Source organism: Pedobacter lusitanus (assembly GCF_040026395.1).
GTDB lineage: Bacteria > Bacteroidota > Bacteroidia > Sphingobacteriales > Sphingobacteriaceae > Pedobacter > Pedobacter lusitanus.
The window spans coordinates 1,650,008-1,670,702 of record NZ_CP157278.1; the positions used below are offsets into that span (position 1 = coordinate 1,650,008).

The window sequence follows — 20,695 nt, forward strand, 5'->3', positions numbered from 1 at the left end:
AATGCTGAAAACTATTAAATACTGCCCATTATTTTTTTTCCTGCTGATTTTACTGCTGATAACGGGAATTGGTTTTTGTCTGTACACTTCAAAATTAGCTAGTTTTATCCAGCTTAATTTATATCATACGCAATGGCTTGATTATTTTTTCACTTATTACACCCTAATGGGAGATGGAATAATCAGTGGAATAGCAGTTCTTATTTTATTTTTCTACAAGAAGAAAAAAGCGGCTCTGACTTTACTGATAGCCTATCTGAGTTCCGGAATTTTTGCGCAGCTATTAAAAAGAATGTTCACCAAACCAAGACCAAGTCTTTATTTCGAACAGATATCCTTTCATTATACCCATTTTGTTCATGGGATTACTAATGCACATTCAGGTTCTTTCCCTTCCGGTCATACCACATCAGCCTTTGCTATGGCGACAGTACTTGTTCTTTTTCTGAGAAACTGGAAAATCAGCTTGCTCTGTTTGATTTCAGCAGTGCTGGTAGGCTATTCCAGGATATATCTTGCCCAGCACTTTTTGCAGGATGTAGTGGCAGGCGCAATTACCGGGTCTATTTTTGGTTTCTTCAGTTTTTATCTGATTGAGCAGGACAGACCTTTAAAATTAGACAGACTATACCGAAAAAAACAACCGGTACCTATTCAGGCAGAGCCCGATTATATACAAACCACTAATTAAACCTCTACCAGTTCCCCGTAGCTGAATAAAGCTATTTTACTTGATCCTCCGGGTTGTCTGCTCAGTTGAATCTGCGTACCGATCCGTTCCTTAAGAGCTTCAACGTGCGAAATAATGCCTATACTTTTTCCATTAGCCTGTAAATTTTCCAGAGCTGTTATGGCTACATCCAGCGTTTCTGCATCCAGTGTACCAAATCCTTCATCGATGAACAATGAATTGATCTGTACTTTACGACTTGCCAGATCTGATAAACCTAAAGCCAGTGAAAGACTAACCAGGAAACTCTCTCCACCGGAAAGCGTAGACATCGGTCTGACTACATCAGCCTGATAACCATCCACAATCTGTAAGTCAAGATCTTTTTCCGGGCTCTTCAGGATGCTGTACCGGTCAGTCAGCCTTAGCAAATGACGATTGGCCAGCTCTGTTAACCTGGCCAGTGTAAGTCCCTGTGCAAAGCGGCTGAACTTTTTACCGTCAGCAGAACCAATCAAAGCAGAGAGTTTCTGGAAACGATCAGCCTGTTTCTGCTGATGCTCAATTTGCAGAGCTACTTCACTATGTTTTAATTTCAGCTGATCATCTTCATCCAGATGATGACGCAGTTTCACCATACTTTCCAGTAAAGATCTTAACTGCTGACCACATGCTTCTAACTGTGGTGTAATCATTTCGCTGGTTTCTGTTGTCAGTGCTTTTTGCTGTTCTGCTTCCAGTTCCTTTGCTGCGGCCAGTAAAAGACTTTTACCAGAGGCTATACGTTGTGCCGCCTCTTTCTGCAGTTCTTCAGCAGCTGTAGCTTCCTGGTCTTCGAGATACAATTCTTTGAGTTCTGCCAGATCCTTAAGCCCCTGGTCAGCCAGCTTACCCATTAGTTTATCTAACTGCTTATTAAACAACTCTTTGGCAGCTAAATAGGAAACATGAAGATTGGCCTTCCTGTCTTCCACGATACGCACCCGTTCTTGCTTTTCCTGTAATAAACGCTGAAAATTTTCTGACTCAGCCCTGTATTTTCTCAGTGCGTTCATCAGCTGAGTTCTTTCCTCTACAGGATCTTTCAGTCCAAAAATTTCCATACGGTCTTCCTGCATTTGCTGTAAGACCTTTTGTTCTCCTTCCAGCTGACCTTTAAGCTGCTCTATGACATCTTTCTTGTCCTGGAGTACTGCAAGACTATTTTTAAGTTCTGTCTCCTTCTGACGAAGATCAGGCTGCAAATGGTTCAGTTCTTTTTCAGAGGCCTGATACCTGGTATATCTCTCTTTCATCACCAGGATAATCTCTTCCGCTTTTTCAGCTTCAAAAAGTATCCCGAATGGTTCAGTTAATAAGGCAGCTTTAGCCGCTATTGTTTTAATTTCTTCATCCCCTGCTGCCAGTTCCTGTATCACAACAGTCTTTTGGTTTTCAGCAAAACCGATCGTTAAATCAGTTTGTTCCAGTTTATGCTGCTCCTGCGCTAAAAGCTCCTTCTGCTGATTAACACTAATTTCCAGGGCATTAACCTGTATCTGAATATCTTTTACTGCTTTTAACTGAACCTGTAACGCCTGTTGCTCTGCTTTCTTCCTGTTGATTACGGCCTCTATAATTCCGGGTTTATTCAGATCTAAAGGTTTCGGTAATTTCTCATTATTTGCATTAAACTCCAGAAGACTCTGCGACAGCGATTCCTGTAAAACCAGTAAAGATTTTTCACTGGTCTGTACCTGGTAATTCAGCGTATTTAATTCAATCAGCTGCTGATTATATTGAGCTTTCAGCAAATTCATCTTCTCGAGTTGCTGATTGCGTCTTTCCGCCGATTCTGTTAGTTTACTGGTATATTTCCCTTCTACAAATGGATGGTGTACCGAACCGCAGAGCGGACAAGGCTGTTCAGGTTCCAATTGTAAACGGTCTGCATCGTATTTCTGCACCTTCACTTCCAGTTCATAAATCTGCTGCAGATAATCAAGATGAGTTGCCCCTTCTTCATTTTCCAGCTTAAGCACAGCCAGCGATTTTTCTGAATCAGCAGTTTGACTGCGAAACTGAGCTAAAGCTTCCGTTAGTACGGTCTGCTCATTCAGTAATTTATGATATTGACCAGAAAGCCGCAACTGTTGCTCAGAGGTTTGGATTAATACCGGAAAATCTCTTAAGCCAGCTTCCAGCTCTTCCAGAGATTTTCCGGCCATAGCAGATTGCAGATGCTGATTCAGTTGTACACTGTTTGTCGTATAATCCTGTAGTTTTTGTCCGGCTAAACGAATATTCTTTTGGAGCTCAGTTGAATTCAGTTTTGCTTTCTCTATCTGGGCAGAATAATCCAGCAGATTTTTCTGCTTATCGCCAGACTTTTGTTCCAGATTTTTAAGCTGTGTAAGCAGTTGACTGAATACAATAACCTGCTTATCGAGCTCATTATCTTTAACATGTGTTTTCAGCCAGATGGATAAAACATCAATTCTTTGCTGTAAGGCATTTAACTGTCCGGTCATTTCCTTACGGGCAGCAGTTATAGTTTGCAGTGTCAGGTTCGTATTTTCAAAAGACCGGGTCGTCTTTTCCAGCTCAGTTCTGACCTGTTCAATCTGTATATCTTTCTTAATAACTGTTTCAAAAACAGGTTCTGATTCAGTTAAAGTTTGCTCCGTCTGTTCAGTTTTCTGTTTAGCTTCAGTCAGTGCAGTTTTCATGACCACTTCCTCTTTAACCAGATCAGGATGTTCTGACTCTGCCTGTTTCAGATCAGTTTCAATTTTAACCTGCTGGTTTTCTATCGTACTTAATTCTGCCAGTGCAGGGCGATGAACCAAAGCCGACAGATGTTTCTGCAATTTCAAAAAGCGTGACTCGTGTGAGGCATAAAAAAGCTCATCCGCGGCTAAATTCTGTTGTAACTCTGATTTTCTGTTTTCCAGCTTTCCCAGATGATTGAGCCAGTCAATTTTAGTTCTCCATAAAGCCTCCTGTTCTTTCAGCTCCTTTTCCCGGACTGAAAGTTCGGTTAGTTCCTGCTGAAAAGCTGTTCTTTCTTCTGCGGCCAGTAAGACTACATGATCCAGCTGATTGCGCAGCTGATCGAGTTTAGTCCGTTCCTCCTTAGCTTTTTCATAGGCATCAATAGAAATCTGCGAATAAATACCCGTATCAGTTATTCTTTCCAGCAGTTCACTTCTTTCATTTTCATCCGCTTTCAGAAAACGGGTAAAATCGCCCTGCGATAAAATCACGGAACGTAAAAACTGATTATAATCCAGACCACATAAATTGACAATTTCATCTCTTACGTCCTGTAAAGGATGTTCAATGATAATCGTACCGCTGATGGCTTCCGCCAGCTCCATCTTTTGTGTTTGCAGCTGTCCCTCTGCCTTACCCCGGCTGCGTCTGATAGACCATTTGGCCCTGTATAATTTATCCTTAACTTCAAATTCAACTTCTGCAAAAGATTCACCCGTATGGCGGGTCATAATCTCAAACACATCTTTAGTATGGCGGTGTACCCGTCCGTATAAAGCAACTGTGATCGCATCCAGTATAGTAGTTTTTCCTGCTCCGGTAGGCCCTGTAATGGCAAATATTCCACTTTCAGTAAACGGAGGCCGGTCAAAACGAATCTCGTGCTGACCTTTCAGCGAATTAAGATTTAAAAATCTGACACTGATAATCTTCATGGCTTATCCTCCTTTTGTGCCATATATTCCAGTACCTCATTAAAAGTGAGCAGCAGTTCAGCATGATCCTTGTCCGGGAACTCTGCTGCACAGCGCTTTAAAAACACGGTTTTAGGATCAAGATCTGTTAAAGCCATTGCTTCACCGGTCTGTTCATCCAGGTTTCGTGCAGCTCTTGTTCTGAGTTGTCTCGGAAAAATTCTGTCTATAAAAGGTTTATTAACTATCAGCGTATTCAGTTGTTCGTCCAGGTCAAAAATAAAGGTTTCAGTTTCTACCTGAACCTCTACCCATGCAGGATACATTGTCCCGGGATTTTCCAGTAAAACCAGTTTGGTTTTTACCTTTTCAAAATCCCCCTTGATTCTGATCAGTTTGCGATAAGCAGGTACTTCAATTTCTTCCAGACTAACCATTTTACCGGCAGTAAATTCAAGAACAATCACCTGTTTCCTGTCATCTGTTTCAGAAAAACTCAATGGAATAGGTGATCCGGAGTAGCGGATATGGTTCATTTGATTAATGACCTGCGGACGATGGATATGGCCAAGAGCTACATAATCGAACTCCTGCGGGAACTGATCTCCCCCAACCTGTCCGAGATTCCCCACATGAATCTCCTTTTCACTGTCCGAAGTACTTGAGCCCGCAGCAAAAAGATGTCCTGTAGCAATTACAGGAATATGTTTAGTCTTATAATCTGTTATATATTCTTTAAAACGATGATAATGATCACAAATCCCCTGTTTGATTCTGTTTTCCCTTTCTTCGGCAGTTTCGCCCGAAACAGAAAGTCTGATGTCCCGGTCACGCAGAAACGGAACGGCACAAACAACCAGTTCCAGCTCGCCGGAAGGATTTTTGATTTCAATAATCTGATCTGTAAATTCTTCGGGAACACCACCAATGATATGTACATTAAAATACTTCAGTAAAGCAGAAGGCGCATTTAATGTACTGATAGAATCATGGTTCCCTCCGATAATGATTACCTCCCGGCAGGGGGTATCTTTCACCTGTCTTAAAAACCCATAATACTGTTCAAAAGCAGCATTAGAAGGACTTCCTGTATCAAAGATATCTCCTGCAACAATTAAAACATCTATTTTTTCGGTTTGCAGGGTCAATATCAGCCAGTTCAGAAAAGCCTGATGCTCATCTGTACGCTCACTCTGTTCCAGTCTTTTTCCAAGGTGCCAGTCGGCGGTATGAAGAATTCTCATCGTTGCCTGCTAAATTAAACAATTGCAGGGATAATTGTTTAATTCAGCAGGCAACGGTTAATTAGTTTTCCAAATTTATTCCGTTTCCCGGTTTAGCAGAGATCAAGCTATCTACAACAAATACGCTTACTCCTCTCCATGGAAGTGGACTGATATATTCTTTGTAATGTACTTCGATATTAGAGCCCGCATTTTTGTTCAGCTCTTCAGCAACTTTTGGATCTGTTACCGAAAACATAAATTCATTGGAAGCAATATTTCCAGGAGCCTGAGAACGTATACCGGTCTGTATTAAACGGCCTTCATTGGTCTTAAACATATAGCCTTTTTTCACAAAATAATTCAGCTGACCGGCTTTCACACCTTCGCCAAAAACAAAAAAGTACCTGTAATAACCAAAACCGGCCAAAAACACGATCACTAAAAGTATCAGTATAGTCCAGAATTTTCCTCTGGATTTTTTTTGAGGCGTAGCAGAATTTGTATTTTCCATAGATGATGTTTTAATTTCGGTAATCAACAACTGTTCCAGAATCGAAACAAACGTGTTCAATCCCTTCAGAATCAATCAAACATGATAATTAAAGCTAAAAATTATTCACAATATTCCTTAAACTACTAATGCTCAGAAAATTCATCAGCAGATGTCCTAAAAATCAGTAAAAAAATGAACAATATGAATTTTTCAGGTATACCAAAAAGGGGTAACTTCAGCTCACATTTTACCAAAAAAAACAATTTACCATGAAAATCACAAACATTTTAAGCGTAATTACATTAGCCTGTCTGATTTTATCCTGTAAGAAGGAAAAAGTTCAGGACACTTCATTATCAAACGAAACAAAATCATTCGCAAACAGTACTCAGGCAGTAATCACTGCAACTGACAAAGTATTTGACGGTCCTTATGTCTTTCAGGAAAACGGAAAAACACAAGTCAAATACATTCTGGACAAAAAATCAGGTTTAACAATCAGCAGTCAGTCTATAGATTCTCCGAAAGATGTTGAATTTACTGTAGGATTCAACGACACTCCATCCTGGAATTTTAATGTAAAAATCAGTAAAGAGCTGAAACAAACCCCTTCAAGATGGAAAACAGATGACAAGATTTTTGTCATCTCTGATATAGAAGGAGAATTCAGCGTATTAAGAGACCTGCTGATTGGCGCAGGTGTAATTAATGACAAATATGAATGGACCTTTGGCAATGGTCAACTTATCATTGGCGGAGATACATTTGACAGAGGTAAACAGGTTCCGGAATGTCTCTGGCTATTCTACAAGTTAGAAGCTGAAGGTGGAAATCTGCATTTTCTACTTGGAAATCATGACGTCATGAATATTTCAGGAAGTCAGTCTAATTATGTTAACAGCAAATATTTTAAAACAGTCCAGACATTAGGCTTGAAGAAACCACTTGATTTGTATGCAAAAAACACAGTTCTGGGTGCATGGCTGAGAACCAAAAATATAATAGAGATTGGAAACAATATCTTATTTGTTCATGCAGGGGTTTCCAGAGAATTGGTTGATGAATATCCTAATTCCACCATTGAAAATTTCAATACCATTTCAAAAGCAAATTATGATTCTCCTAAAGCGACTACAAGCTCAAAAGACTTTTTAACCGGAGACCAGTCTCTGATATGGTTTAGAGGTTATTTCAAAGATCCATTGCTTTCTCAGAAAGATGTTGATTTCATCAGTAAGCATTTTGCAGTAGATCACATGATATTTGGCCATACAACACACCCGGAGGTTGGCTCATTTTATAATGGAAAAGTATATTGTACTGACGTGGATACACATGATGGTATTCGTCAGGGAATACTTATTAAACCAGGTGACATCGCCTATAAACTGAGTATTACAGGCAAAAACACTGTCAGTACGACGAAATTATAGGTTTTTATAGGTCTGGTTAGCGCAAGATTTTCATCAAAAATCCGTTCTAATCAGACATATATCTACTCTACTTATCTTCTATGAATAACAAAAAACCTACTCAAACGGCACTGATCGTGACCGTCATTGTTGCCGCATTGGGCAATTTCGTGGATCTTTATGATCTGTTACTTTTCAGCATTATCCGTATATCCAGTTTAAAATCCATAGGTCTTTCAGGTGCCCAGTTAACAGACACGGGAATATTGCTGTTAAACACACAAATGATTGGCATGCTGATCGGCGGAATCTTATGGGGTGTAATGGGAGATAAAAAAGGCCGGATCTCTATCTTATTTGGTTCCATCCTGATGTATTCCATAGCTAACGTTGCCAACGGACTCGTCCATTCAGTTGAAGCTTATGCCATCTGGCGATTTATAGCAGGCATTGGACTTGCAGGAGAGTTTGGCGCAGGAATCGTCCTCGTTGCTGAGTTAATGCCTAAAGAAAAAAGAGGTTATGCCATTACCATCGTAGCAGCAGTAGGCGTCAGTGGTGCAGTTGTCGCCTATTTTGTAGCCCAGTCTTTTGACTGGAGAACCTCTTATTTCATTGGTGGCGGACTGGGCCTGTTCCTGCTCCTTTTACGTTTTGGTATTGTAGAATCCGGTTTGTTCCACGAATCAAAAACTGCCAGTAACCGGGGTGATTTTCTGGCGATTTTCAGAAACAAAACCCAATTTCTGAAGTATCTCAGATGCATACTGATTGGTATTCCACTATGGTTTGTCGTTGGTATATTAATCACATTCTCCCCAGAATTTGGCAAGGTACTGCATGTTCAGGGTGAAGTTAGTGCTGGTGCCGCAGTAGCCTGGTGTTATGGTGGCGTAGTAATTGGCGATATTATGAGCGGCCTGATGAGTCAATGGTTAAAAAGCAGAATTAAAGTGGTCTACATTTTCTTACTGGCCAATGCCGTAGGTACAGTAGTTTATTTTACCACTTATGGACTTAACCTGTCACAGTTCTATCTGTTATGCGGAGCTATCGGAGTCGCTACCGGTTATTCTGTACTCTTTATTACGATAGCATCAGAGCAATTCGGTACTAATATCAGAGCTACTGTTACGATTACCATCTCAAATTTTATTCGTGCTGCACTGATTCCCATCACACTCCTGTTTCAGTTTTTCAAATCTGTTTTCAACGGTTCTATAATTTATTCAGGGATGACCGTTGGTGCAATCAGTATGGTTTTAGCTTTATATGCCTTAAGTAAATCAGAAGAAACTTTTCATAAAGACCTGGATTACCAGGAAGAGTTTTAGCACTGCTATATTCAAAAAAAGGGTTGCATCAATTATAATTGACGCAACCCTTTTTACCAGATAAACACCTGGCTGAAAGACCATTCGGTTACAAACCCATTTTATCTTCTTTCTTTATTTTCTCGTCCTGTTCAGTGATCAGTTTATGCTCAGCTTCCATTTTTTTGTGTTCTGCCATCAGCTGCTCATCTTCCTGTTGCATTTGCTGATGATCTGCTTTAATTTCCTCTTCAGTACTTTTTCCATCAGCATGTTTTTTTTCCAGTTCATCATGAGCTTTTATAATTGCAGCATGTTTGTCAATTAATGCCTTATGTGCAGCTAATAACTTTATATGATCCAATTCTATCGCATGATGCTTACTGTTTGTCCCCTCTTTCAGCGCCTCATGGGCTTTAGAAAACATAGCATGTGCAGCTTCCATTTTCTCGTGAGCCTCTTCGAGTGTTTTATGCTCAGCTTCCAGCTTGGTATGTTCGCCGGATAGTTCCTTTTCCAGGGTTGAAGTTTTTTCAGTACATGCAGAGAACAGTACTGTTCCTGTGATGGCCACAGCCATAAATGTTTTAATGAATTTCATAGTTAAGATTGTATGAATGAAGGATATGATATTGGCCAAAAATACAGTTAACAATTCATTATTGCAACCATGTTGCGAAAAGTATTTTTTGGCAGTTCCCTAATCTATTTCCCCTTAAACAAAAAAGGTTGCATCAGACCTATCTGATGCAACCTTTTCATTTGATGAATATTCAATTCAACTATCAGGTAAAACTAACGAAACCTGAAGTCCATTCATCCTTATCAACTTCATTGCGGGAGATCTCAAAACCTTCCCGATGATCTTTAAATCCATTTAACTGCTCAGCACGGGATTGTGCCTCTTCTGCATTTTCTTTCGAATTATAAACACCTATTAGTTTACCATCTTCATTATACAAAAGAGCACCATCTGAATGTGTATGCCATAGTAAATAAACAAATTCCATATTTCTCTATATTATTATAACGGGTAATTACTTCCAACCGCCGCCTAAAGCTCTGTACAACTCTACAACAGCATTCAGCTGTGCAGTCTTTACAGTTGCTAAATCCAGTTCACTCTGCAAAGCATTACTTTGTGCGTTGATTACCTCTAAATAATTAGCCATACCGCTTTTAAACAACATATTCGCATTGCTCAAACCACTCTGTACAGTCTTCACTCTTTTATCAGCTATCGTATACTGCTCTTTCAGTTTTTCAATTTTAACCAGCTCATCAGAGACCTCCCCAACTGCAGTCAGTACCGAAGACCTGAACTGAATTACTGATTTCTCACGGTCAACCAGGGCAACTTCATACTGAGTTCTCAGTTGTTTACGCTGAAATATCGGCTGAGCAATACCACCGGCAACTACACCAAATAAAGAACCCGGAATATTGAACCAGTTACTTGCTTTAAATGAATTCAGACCACCATTTGCAGTAATTGTCAGCGAAGGATACAAACTCGCTTTTGCAATTCCAACTTTGGCATTTGCTTTAACCAGTTCCAGTTCCGCACTTTTCACATCCGGTCTTAAGCTCAGCATACGGGAAGGAATACCCGCACTGATCTGATCCTGCACAGTGATCGTATTCAGAGTTCCGATTCTGGCAATAGTTTTAGGTAAAGCACCAGTCAGAATGCTTAGTGCATTTTCTTCCAGCGCGATTCTCTGCTCTAACTGAGGAACTAAACCAGCCGCAACCAGTTGCTGTGCCTCAGCCTGCTGAATAGCCAATGAAGTAACCTGGCCAGCATCAAACTGTAATCTGATAATCGTTAATGTACTATCATTTAAAGACAGGTTTTTCTTAGCTATTTCCAGCTGCGTATCCAGCATAATCAGTCTGTAAAAACTCTGTGCAATATTTGACACCAGTCTGGTTTGCACCGCTTTTTTCACTTCAGCAGATTGCATAAAAGCCGCTCCTGCTGCATTTCTCTGGTTAGCAATTTTACGCCAGATATCAGCTTCCCAGCTCAATCCGGCACCTATGTTGTAATCTTCTATATGTTTGGTCTGCGCAAACTGGCCGATCTGCAAACCATTCAGACTATTATCTGAAGGACGGTTAGAGTTCGCAGTTGCTTTTAAACTCAGTTCCGGTAAATTACCCAGTTTTGATTGTTTAAATAATAAAGCAGCAGCTTCTATATTTTTCAGGGCAATCTGCATATCGTAATTATTGACAATTGCGGTATCGATCAGATTCCTGATAGTTTGCTCCTTAAAGAATTCTTTATAAGGCAGCGCAGCAATACTCACCGTATCGGTAGAAGTGTTGCCCCTGAAGTTTTCAGGAGCAGCATTCTTCGGTAAGGGAATATCTTTAGATACTTTACAGGCACCCAGTACGAGTACCAGTAAAAGGGCAGTATATATACTTTTATACGGTTTCATATTCATTGATATTAATAGGTTCTTCGTGTGCTTCTAAAGTTGATTGTTCAGGTTTACCAGTAACTTTTTCCTGTAAAAACTGGAAGATCACAAACAACACAGGAATGATAAATAATCCAAGGATTACTCCTGTAATCATACCACCTGCAGCACCAATACTGATCGAGTGGTTACCCAAAGCAGAAGGACCTGATGCACGCATCATGGGAACCAGACCTACCACAAAAGCAAGGGAAGTCATGATAATCGGACGCAACCTTAATTTAGCTGCTTCCAGAGCCGAAGAAACCAGTGTATTACCAGCTCTTCTTCGCTGAACAGCAAACTCTACAATCAGAATCGCATTCTTGGCCAGCAAACCTATCAGCATGACCAGTGCAACCTGTACATAGATATTGTTTTCAATTCCGGTTAAACCAATGGCAACAAATACACCAAATACACCAGTAGGGATTGATAAGATAACTGCTAAAGGCAGAATATAACTTTCATACTGTGCTGATAACAGGAAGTATACAAAGACCAGACACAAACCAAATATGATTACAGACTGACCACCTGAAGTAATCTCTTCTTTAGTCAGACCGGTAAACTCATAAGAGAAACCAGCTGGCAGTTGCTGTGCAGCTACTTCTTCTACCGCCCTGATTGCATCACCAGAACTATAACCTGGTTTAGCCATCGCGTTAATACCAATTGAATTAAACAGGTTATAACGGGATACTGTCTCCGGACCATAAACCCTTTGTAATTTAACCAGTGTATTGATCGGTACATTCTCTCCGGATCTGTTTTTCACGTATACATTATCCATCGTTGAAGGATCAGCACGGTCGGCCACATCTGCCTGCACCATTACCCTGTAGTACTTTCCGAATCTGTTAAAATCTGAAGCCTGGGCACTACCAAAATAAGCCTGCATTGTAGTTAAAACATCTCTGACAGATACGCCTAACTGTTCCGCTTTAGCTTCATCCAGCTGAAGTTCCAGCTGAGGATAATCCGCTCTGAAAGAGGTAAAGGCTACAGCAATCTCAGGACGTTTCATCAGCTCACCGATAAAGTTATAGGCTACCCCACTGAATTTATCAATTTTACCACCTGTTTTATCCTGCAGCACCATATCCAAACCATCCACATTACTGAAACCCGGAACTGTCGGGAAAGTAAAGACGAAGAAATTCGCGCCTTTCACTCCTGCCAGTTTACCTCTGATCACGTTCATGATCGCATTGATATCTTTGACTTCCCCACGTTCTTCAGTAGGTTTCAATAAGATAAACATCGCACCCGCTGAAGGGCTGTTTGACTGGGTAAGCAGGTTAAAACCTGATAACACGTTATAAAGCTTGGTAAATGCCAGTGGTCTTAACAAAGTCTCTGTTTCTTTCAGTACCGCAGTACTTCTTTCCAGTGACGCACCTGCTGGCAATGACATTGAAACAGCGATAAAGCCCTGATCTTCTGAAGGAATAAATCCTGTTGGAGTTCTTTTCACCATCCATACCGTAGCCAGCACAACAATCAGTAAGCCTGCAAGACCAACCCATTTAGTACGGATCAGGAATTTCAGACTACCTACATATCTGTTGGTCAAAGATTCAAAACTAGTGTTAAAACCTTTAAAGAAACGTTGTTTAAAACTGGTTTTAACTTCTGGGCCATGATCTTCAGTATGATTTTCTTTCAAAAACAGTGCACACAAAGCCGGACTCAGTGTTAACGCATTTACAGCCGAAATTACAATCGCAATGGCCAGTGTAAAGGCAAACTGCCTGTAGAAAACTCCGGTAGAACCTTCCATAAAACCAACCGGTAAGAACACCGCACTCATGACCAGGGTGATCGAAATAATCGCTCCGGTAATCTCATGCATCGCTGCTGTTGTAGCAGGTTTTGGTCCTATTTTCTTATGCTCCATCTTCGCATGGACAGCCTCCACTACCACAATCGCATCATCGACCACAATACCAATGGCCAGTACCAGTGCGAATAAGGTTAACAGGTTAATCGAGAAGCCAAACAGCTTCATGAAAAAGAAGGTACCTAAAATCGCTACCGGAACAGCAATTGCCGGGATCAGCGTTGAACGGAAATCCTGTAAGAAGATAAATACAACAATAAATACCAGGATAAATGCCTCAATCAAAGTATGAATTACCTGATCGATAGATTGATCCAGAGATGTTTTTGTACTATAAACCACATCATAAGCTACGCCTTTAGGAAATTCCTTCTCGGCTTTCTTCATGAATTTGGTAATCGCAATCTGGATCTCATTCGCATTAGATCCACTTAACTGCTGAATCGCGATATTCAAACCTGGTTTACTGTCTACACGGGTTAAGTTAGAATAAGTATAAGAACCCAGTTCTACTCTTGCCACGTCTTTAAGACGTAAAAATGAACCATCAGGATTAGAACGGATAATGATGTTCTGATACTCCTCAGGTTTGTTTAATTTACCTTTATATTTCAGTACATATTCAAAAGCATTCTTACTGCTCTCTCCGAATTTACCCGGAGCAGCTTCTAAGTTTTTATCTTTAATAACTGCTATGACTTCGTTTGGTGTTAAATTATAAGTAGCCATTTGTGCAGGGTTGAGCCATACACGCATTGAATAATCCCTGCTACCACCAAATATATTGGCCTGACCTACACCCTGAATCCTTTTCAATTCAGGAATCAGATTGATCTGCGCATAATTGGCTAAAAAGGTCTGGTTATAGCTTTTCTCATTATCGGTGTGTAAATCTACCACCATGATTAAACTGTTCTGTTGTTTCGCAGTAGTTACACCGGCCTGAATAACCTCGGCAGGTAACTGACTTGTAGCCTGTGCTACACGATTTTGTACGTTAACCGCCGCCTGATCGGGATCGGTACCCAGTTTAAAATAAACTGAAATTACCAATGAACCATCATTACTGGCCGTAGAGCTCATGTAACTCATATTTTCTACCCCGTTGATTGACTCTTCAAGGGAAGGAGCTACAGAACGTAGTACAGTTTCGGCATTCGCGCCGGGATAAAGCGCAGTTACCTGTACAGCAGGAGGCGCGATATCCGGAAATTGCTGTAAGGGCAATTTAGTAAGTCCCAACACCCCCAATATCACCAGTAAAATGGAAATAACAGTGGCTAAGACAGGTCTGTCTATAAATTTCTTAAACATGATAGGTTAGATTATCTTAATGCAGTTTTAATAGGTTCTTCTTTTAGTTTTTCAGGTTTGATTACTTCACCTTCTTTCAGTTTATCAATACCATCAAAGACTATTTTATCTCCTGATTTCACACCTTCTTTAACCAGGTAATTAGTTCCTGAAGTGGTAAGAACAGTGATCGGAGTTTTGCTTACTTTGTTTCCGGCATCCACAGTATAGACGAACATTTTATCCTGAATTTCTATAGTAGATGATTGCGGAACCAGAATAGCATCCGGATGATTCAGGCTCAGTCTCAATTTACCTGTGTTACCAGATCTTAATAAGCCCTGATTGTTAGGGAAAGTAGCTCTAAGGGCAATTGAACCTGTTTGTTTATCAAACTGTCCGTCAACCATGTCTATTTTACCTTCCTGTGCATAAACCGTACGGTCTGCCAGAACCAAAGAAACACCTGGTAACTTTTTAAGTCTTTCTGTAATGGTCTTACCTGGATAGGTAGCATTGAAGTTGATAAAATCATCCTCTCCTAAAGAGAAATAAACATGAACTTCATGTGCATCTGAAAGCTGGGTTAGCGGAGTTACATCGGCTGTACCTACCAGACTACCTTGTTTTTTAGGTAACCTGCCTACATAACCTGTTACCGGTGCTTTAATCAAAGTATAACCCAGATTGATATTCGCTGTAGCTACTCCTGCTTTTGCCTGTTCTACACTAGCCTGTGCAGATTGCAACGTAGCTTTTGCGCTTTTAAGCTGAAAATCAGATACTACTTTGTTTTTTACCAGTGGAGTCAGTTTATCTACTTCAAGCTGTGCATTGATTACTGCTGCCTGTGCTGCATGTAACTGAGCTTTAGCGTTGTTTACTGCTTCTTTAAAAGGAAGTTCATTAATTTTGAAAAGTGGTTGTCCTTTCTGGACAAGGGCGCCTTCGTTCACATAGATCTTATCTAATGAACCAGAAATCTGCGGGCGTATTTCCAAATCAACAGCCCCCTGAATGGAAGCCGGATATTCAGTAAAGGTGGTTTCTGAACTATTGTGTAAGGCAATAACCGGAAGTGATTGTATTACAGGTGGAGCTACCTGACCTTTATCGCTGGAACAGCCAATAAATAATGCGGCGAGAAGTAAAATTGAAATTTTCATAACGTTAATCTGTTGTTTAACTTGTTGAGGGATATAGGTAAAATGTATCATTTATTTAATATTGGGGTAATGCTTTTTTAATGTAAATAAGTTATTTAACACTGTTAAGTTATGAGGCAAAAAAAACGAAATAGTGCGGATAGATTTCCTTCTCAGCGGTGAGCTGATAACATATAAATAATCTAACAGTGTTAAGTACTCCATAAAAAAAATTTTAATCGTTGATAGTTTGTATAATTCCGTGAATCGCATCTTTTAGGATCTGCTGATTCATCTCATCGTCAGTGCCTCTTCTAACCAGATTGATTGAAATTAATCCGTGTATAACAGACCAGAAAGTATAATATTTTCTGCAAACTCTATCCTGACAGAGTCCGTCAACTTTCATAATTTCTATAATGCTATCGCAAATCAGCTTACGAGAGGCTTCCACTTCAGGCAAGGTTTGCTGCTGTTCACAACAAATCATATCCACACCGAACATGACCTGATATAAATGCGTATGTTCAAATGCAAAATCCCAGTAAGCAGTCCACATTGCTGCGAGTTGCTTTTCAGGTGTATGATGTTTGGCTTTAGCAGCTTTCAGATAAACCAGTAAAAGTAAATTACCTTTTCTGGTCAGCTCCAGCAGTATACCTTCTTTATTCGCAAAATACTCGTAAATAATTGGCGCAGTATATTCTATTTTATCTGCTATCTTACGCATACTCAGCGCCTGCCAACCATCTTCTTTGACAATTTCCAGGGCAGCATCAAGAATATTAGCTCTTGTTTCTTCCTTAACCCTTTGAATTCTTTCTTTACTACCCATGGCTTACTTGATACGGTGTAAATAATCTAACAGTGTTAAGCAAATGTATAACTAGTTTTAAAAATCTATATCAGCGTATTGTCACAAGTATAAAAAACAGCCTTATTACTATTTAAACGCAGTCTGTAACAACATAAAAAAGATTCGCTAATGGCTAAGGGAGACAAAGTACGTCAATAAGACAGTCGTTAGTTTGTCATTACCTTTAATACGGGTTTGAAGCGGGGTTGATACGGGGTTGATACGGGTCGAGGCGTTTCAACCCCGTATCAACCCCGCTTCAAACCCGTATCAACATTAACCAGTCTATAGCCCGTATGGTACGCAGGATACCTTTCTAACCACATCAGGACATAACTTATCCTGAAGAATAACCGATATTCAGTTAATAACTAAAGAGCGATGAATAATTTATAAAGAAGAAATTTGCTTTTTTTCCGGATAGGTCATCTTGAAACTATGCCTGTTTCCTTTAAAAGTGAGATGAAAGATATTGGTCTGATCATCAAAAAGATCATATAATACTGTACTGGTTGTTTCCAGTTTGACCAGGTTTTTGATTTTTACAGATTCAAGATACACGACAACGGCCTCACTATCTTTTTCAAAACCGATATAACTCAGTGGAAGTATTTTTCCGTTGGCAGCCAGCTGTAAATGAGCAGCCATATACTTACTCACCAGCTGATCCATTTCCTTATGTTTCCCTTCAGCAGAAAGATCGGCTTTTACCTTATACTTTTTACTGAGAATATCTTCAAAATCATCAGTAAATATCCGGCAGCTGACCTCCATTGTACTTTCTTTGAGATTATAATTCAATTCAGTTGAGCTGAGATGCAAAGGGTGTCTGGCACCGCTTCCGGCTTCGGCAAAGCCCTGTGATTTAAGCATCCCGATAACTAAGTAACAAATTAATAGAGGTTGGTATAAGAAAGACAACATAGCACTGATATAATTTTTGCTTTACAAAAAAACGGTTTAAATTTAGACTTCCTACTATAAAAATCAAATGACTAAACTTTTAACCGCTACGCTCCTGCTTTGCTCTTGTATGCAGGTTTCCTACGCCCAGAACATTCAGTACAATCCGGGAAGTAATCACGGAAATAAATTTGAACAACTGGGTACCATACTGGCTACACCAAATGAACAGCGCACAGCAAGTGGTGCACCGGGTGTAAAATACTGGCAGCAGCGTGCGGATTACGACATCAAGTGCAGTCTCGATGAAAAAAAACTGGAACTTACCGGTACCGAAAAAGTAACTTATTTCAACAATTCTCCTGATGTACTTACCTATATCTGGTTACAGCTTGATGAAAATGAGCACAATAACATTCGTAATGCAGGTTATCAGACCAGCACAAAAATTCCGGAAACCACTACCACCCGCGAACTGGATAAAGCAGCATTCGATCAGCCGGATAACGGAAACGGGGTTTCTGTATTGAAAATTACTGATGCTGCCGGTAAAGAGCTTAAATATACCATCAACAAAACCATGATGCGGGTAGAAATACCAGCTCCGCTAAAATCGGGTCAGCAGTTTGTGTTTAATGTAAACTGGACATACAAAATAACAGACAGAATTGCCGGCGGTGGCCGTGGGGGTTATGAATTCTTCCCGGAAGATGGTAATTACCTGTTTACAATGACACAGTGGTATCCCCGTTTATGTGTATACAGTGATTTCCAGGGCTGGCAGAATCATCAGTTTACAGGCAGAGGAGAATTTGCCCTGACCTTTGGTAATTTTAAAGTACAAATGACCGTTCCTGCTGATCACGTGATTGGCGGAACCGGAGAATGTATCAATTACAGCGCTGTACTTTCTCCGGCAGAATTAGCCAGGTATAATAAAGCTAAAACTGCTGCAGAACCTGTAGAAATTATCACCCTGGACGAAGCTAAAAAAGCTGAAGCATCTAAAAGTACAAAAACAAAAACCTGGGTATTCCAGGCTGATAATGTGCGTGACTTTGCCTGGACCTCATCCAGAAAATTTGTCTGGGATGCAATGGCCCAGAAAGTAGAAGATAAATCGGTAATGTGCATGAGTTTTTATGGCAAAGAAGCCTATAACCTGTACAGACCTTATTCTACCAAAGCTGTAGCGCATACCGTTAAAACCTATTCGCATTTTACATTCCCTTATCCCTATCCTGTAGCCCAGAGTGTGGAAGCTGCCAACGGAATGGAATATCCGATGATCTGTTTCAATTACGGACGTACGGAAAAAGACGGCACTTATAGTGAAAGTTCTAAAAATGGGATGCTGGGTGTAATCATCCATGAAGTAGGCCATAATTTCTTCCCTATGATTGTCAATAGTGATGAGCGTCAGTGGACCTGGATGGATGAAGGATTGAATTCTTTCCTTGAATATCTGACAGAGGAACTATGGGATAACAAGTTCCCGGTTAAAAAGGGCCCTGCCTATACGATCATTGATTATATGAAATTACCAAAGGATCAGCTGGAACCTATCATGACCAACTCAGAAAATATAGAGCGTTTTGGCCCCAATGCCTATTCCAAACCGTCTACAGCCCTGAATATTCTCAGAGAGACCATTATGGGCAGAGAGCTGTTCGACTATGCCTTTAAAGAGTATGCGAAAAGATGGGCCTTTAAACATCCTACTCCTGCCGATTTATTCAGAACAATGGAAGATGCCAGCGGCGAAGACCTGGACTGGTTCTGGAGAGGCTGGTTTTACACGACAGACCCTTGTGATATCTCTCTGGACGAAGTTAAATTTGCAAAAGCAGATGTAAACTCTAAAGTTCCCGTTTCAAAAGTCGCTATGATTAAACTGGACGCACCAATGGTGAATGCTTTTGATGATATTTCCAAAGTCAGAAACAGAGCTGATAAAAATATTAAATTCTATACTGATCGGGATAAGTCTACCCAGGATTTTTACTGGAGATATGATCGTGGCCTGGAAAAATATAACAACAAAGAACAGAAACAGCAATTACCTGTCCTGGTAGAAGAGCTGTCTTCCGAAGATCAGGCAAAATATGCCGGAAAATTCTTCTATGAATTATCGTTCAGTAACAAAGGAGGTCTGATTATGCCGGTTATCGTTGAATTTACATTCGCTGACGGTACTAAAAAGATAGACAGAATTCCGGCGCAGATCTGGAGACATGATGAATTCAAAGCTTCCAAATTCTATGTACAGGACCAGGAAGTAACGGCTATAAAATTAGATCCTATGCGTGAAACAGCAGATATTGATGAAAGTAATAATACCTGGGGAGGCAAAGCACAGACTTCTAAATTCCAATTATTTAAACAGAAATCTACTGCTGCCCGTGGCCAGTCGGTAGGTGTTAATCCTATGCAGAGCGCAAAAGGACTTTAATAAAAAGCATATTATAAAAAGGCTGATTATTCAAGATAATCAGCCTTTTTTAGGTAAATGCAGGACAGAGAAAATTTATGTAACTACCAGATCATAGCGTTTACCTTGCCATTGGATGTATAATGACAATTTCACACTGTCATAAAATACTTCGTTAATGATCATATTATTGTATACAATAGCATTCTGAAAAAAGATACTATTAACAGTAGGCCCCCATTTTGTTGTTTGGGTCTGCATTACACCCTGACCATCCGGAAAAGATAGCGTAAACGTTCTGTCATTGTCCTGATCTGTAACGATCTTGCATTCCGGATTATGCGTAGCATCAATTGCAAGAGTTATTTTCTTTCCTTTAGTTGCAATCGCATAATTGACAAGGGCAGCTTTCACAGCATCAAATCCCTTATTCTGATAAGCAGCATACTCTGCCTCAGTGGCCTTGATCAGAGTCATTGGTGTATGATTAAAGTTTCCGTCAAGTTTGATCGTATCAGGCGAAGCACTTAAAACGGAGAACTCAAAATCCGACTTATATCCTACACCTTTAGTTCCATTGGAAGGATCAGAAAGGATATGTAAAGGAGAATAGGTATCAAAAATAAGTGATGATCTTTGCAAGGCTTTCATTTGATACCCACTTACTCCGGGACCACCAAGATCGGGTGAAATTATTTGCAAAGATGGATCTGCATAGCTCTGTACCTGGTTTTTCTCATCGAATTTAAAAAAGAAACCTCTGCCCCTTAAAAGTCCGGGAAAAATAACCGCCTTCCATCCATATGGAGCAGCTATTAAAAGTGATTTGTTTTTTTGAAGCTCTGCTGTTGCACGCTGCTCCGGTGTATCACCGAAAAGCGACTCATTATCCTTTTTACTACAACCAGCTAAACCGGAAATGAGTAGTAACACGGGTATATAAATTAAATATCTTTTCATTAGTATATAAA

General features: G+C 40.1%; 15 protein-coding genes. 4 read left to right on the top strand and 11 right to left on the bottom strand.

The genetic code is table 11. The annotated features are described in order from the left end of the window. Position 1: 1 nt before the first annotated feature. Positions 2-691, top strand: coding sequence for a phosphatase PAP2 family protein (locus tag PL_RS07000; protein WP_041883435.1), 690 nt, complete (start codon positions 2-4; stop codon positions 689-691). Here PL_RS07000 and PL_RS07005 read toward each other — a convergent pair. The 3 genes from PL_RS07005 to PL_RS07015 form a co-directional block, all read right to left on the bottom strand. Further along, positions 688-4,359, bottom strand: a complete 3,672-nt coding sequence (locus PL_RS07005; RefSeq protein WP_041883434.1) for an AAA family ATPase — start codon at positions 4,357-4,359, stop codon at positions 688-690. The two genes, PL_RS07000 and PL_RS07005, sit on opposite strands and share 4 nt — an antisense overlap. Continuing rightward, positions 4,356-5,582: an exonuclease SbcCD subunit D C-terminal domain-containing protein gene (locus PL_RS07010; protein ID WP_041883433.1), complete on the bottom strand. Its 1,227-nt coding sequence runs from the start codon at positions 5,580-5,582 to the stop codon at positions 4,356-4,358. Before PL_RS07010 ends, PL_RS07005 begins: the two co-directional genes overlap by 4 nt. 61 nt (positions 5,583-5,643) lie before the next feature. Then, the gene (locus PL_RS07015) at positions 5,644-6,075 is read right to left on the bottom strand and encodes a hypothetical protein (protein ID WP_052496411.1); all 432 of its coding nucleotides are present in this window, start codon (positions 6,073-6,075) and stop codon (positions 5,644-5,646) included. 251 nt (positions 6,076-6,326) lie between these two features. Here PL_RS07015 and PL_RS07020 point away from each other — a divergent pair, with 251 nt between their 5' ends. Together PL_RS07020 and PL_RS07025 are read left to right on the top strand one after the other, a co-directional pair. After that, complete coding sequence (locus PL_RS07020) at positions 6,327-7,490, top strand: metallophosphoesterase (protein WP_052496408.1); 1,164 nt, start codon at positions 6,327-6,329, stop codon at positions 7,488-7,490. A gap of 80 nt (positions 7,491-7,570) precedes the next feature. Beyond that, a complete protein-coding gene (locus PL_RS07025; protein ID WP_041883432.1) occupies positions 7,571-8,803 on the top strand; it encodes an MFS transporter in 1,233 nt (410 codons plus the stop codon). A gap of 88 nt (positions 8,804-8,891) precedes the next feature. On the opposite strand, the gene PL_RS07030 is transcribed toward PL_RS07025, so the two are convergent. The 7 genes from PL_RS07030 to PL_RS07060 form a co-directional block, all read right to left on the bottom strand. Beyond that, positions 8,892-9,383 (bottom strand): hypothetical protein, encoded by a 492-nt coding sequence (locus tag PL_RS07030; protein WP_041883431.1) that lies wholly within the window; start codon positions 9,381-9,383, stop codon positions 8,892-8,894. Positions 9,384-9,567: 184 nt separating this feature from the next. Then, positions 9,568-9,792, bottom strand: a complete 225-nt coding sequence (locus tag PL_RS07035; RefSeq protein ID WP_041883430.1) for a DUF7336 domain-containing protein — start codon at positions 9,790-9,792, stop codon at positions 9,568-9,570. Between the two features lie 27 nt (positions 9,793-9,819). Further along, the gene (locus PL_RS07040; protein ID WP_041883453.1) at positions 9,820-11,232 is read right to left on the bottom strand and encodes a TolC family protein; all 1,413 of its coding nucleotides are present in this window, start codon (positions 11,230-11,232) and stop codon (positions 9,820-9,822) included. Beyond that, positions 11,219-14,410, bottom strand: a complete 3,192-nt coding sequence (locus tag PL_RS07045; protein ID WP_041883429.1) for an efflux RND transporter permease subunit — start codon at positions 14,408-14,410, stop codon at positions 11,219-11,221. Before PL_RS07045 ends, PL_RS07040 begins: the two co-directional genes overlap by 14 nt. An 11-nt stretch (positions 14,411-14,421) precedes the next feature. Continuing rightward, complete coding sequence (locus PL_RS07050; protein WP_041883452.1) at positions 14,422-15,555, bottom strand: efflux RND transporter periplasmic adaptor subunit; 1,134 nt, start codon at positions 15,553-15,555, stop codon at positions 14,422-14,424. 214 nt (positions 15,556-15,769) lie between these two features. Continuing rightward, positions 15,770-16,369 (bottom strand): TetR/AcrR family transcriptional regulator, encoded by a 600-nt coding sequence (locus tag PL_RS07055; RefSeq protein WP_041883428.1) that lies wholly within the window; start codon positions 16,367-16,369, stop codon positions 15,770-15,772. A gap of 411 nt (positions 16,370-16,780) precedes the next feature. Beyond that, positions 16,781-17,263, bottom strand: a complete 483-nt coding sequence (locus PL_RS07060) for a DUF6702 family protein (protein WP_052496077.1) — start codon at positions 17,261-17,263, stop codon at positions 16,781-16,783. Positions 17,264-17,381: 118 nt separating this feature from the next. Between PL_RS07060 and PL_RS07065 the strand changes: the two genes are divergently transcribed. Next, the gene (locus tag PL_RS07065) at positions 17,382-19,745 is read left to right on the top strand and encodes a M1 family metallopeptidase (protein ID WP_348621308.1); all 2,364 of its coding nucleotides are present in this window, start codon (positions 17,382-17,384) and stop codon (positions 19,743-19,745) included. A 75-nt stretch (positions 19,746-19,820) separates the two neighbouring features. Here the strand turns inward: PL_RS07065 and PL_RS07070 are convergent, their stop codons facing one another. Beyond that, complete coding sequence (locus PL_RS07070; RefSeq protein WP_052496076.1) at positions 19,821-20,684, bottom strand: DUF4302 domain-containing protein; 864 nt, start codon at positions 20,682-20,684, stop codon at positions 19,821-19,823. Between the last annotated feature and the right edge of the window lie 11 nt (positions 20,685-20,695).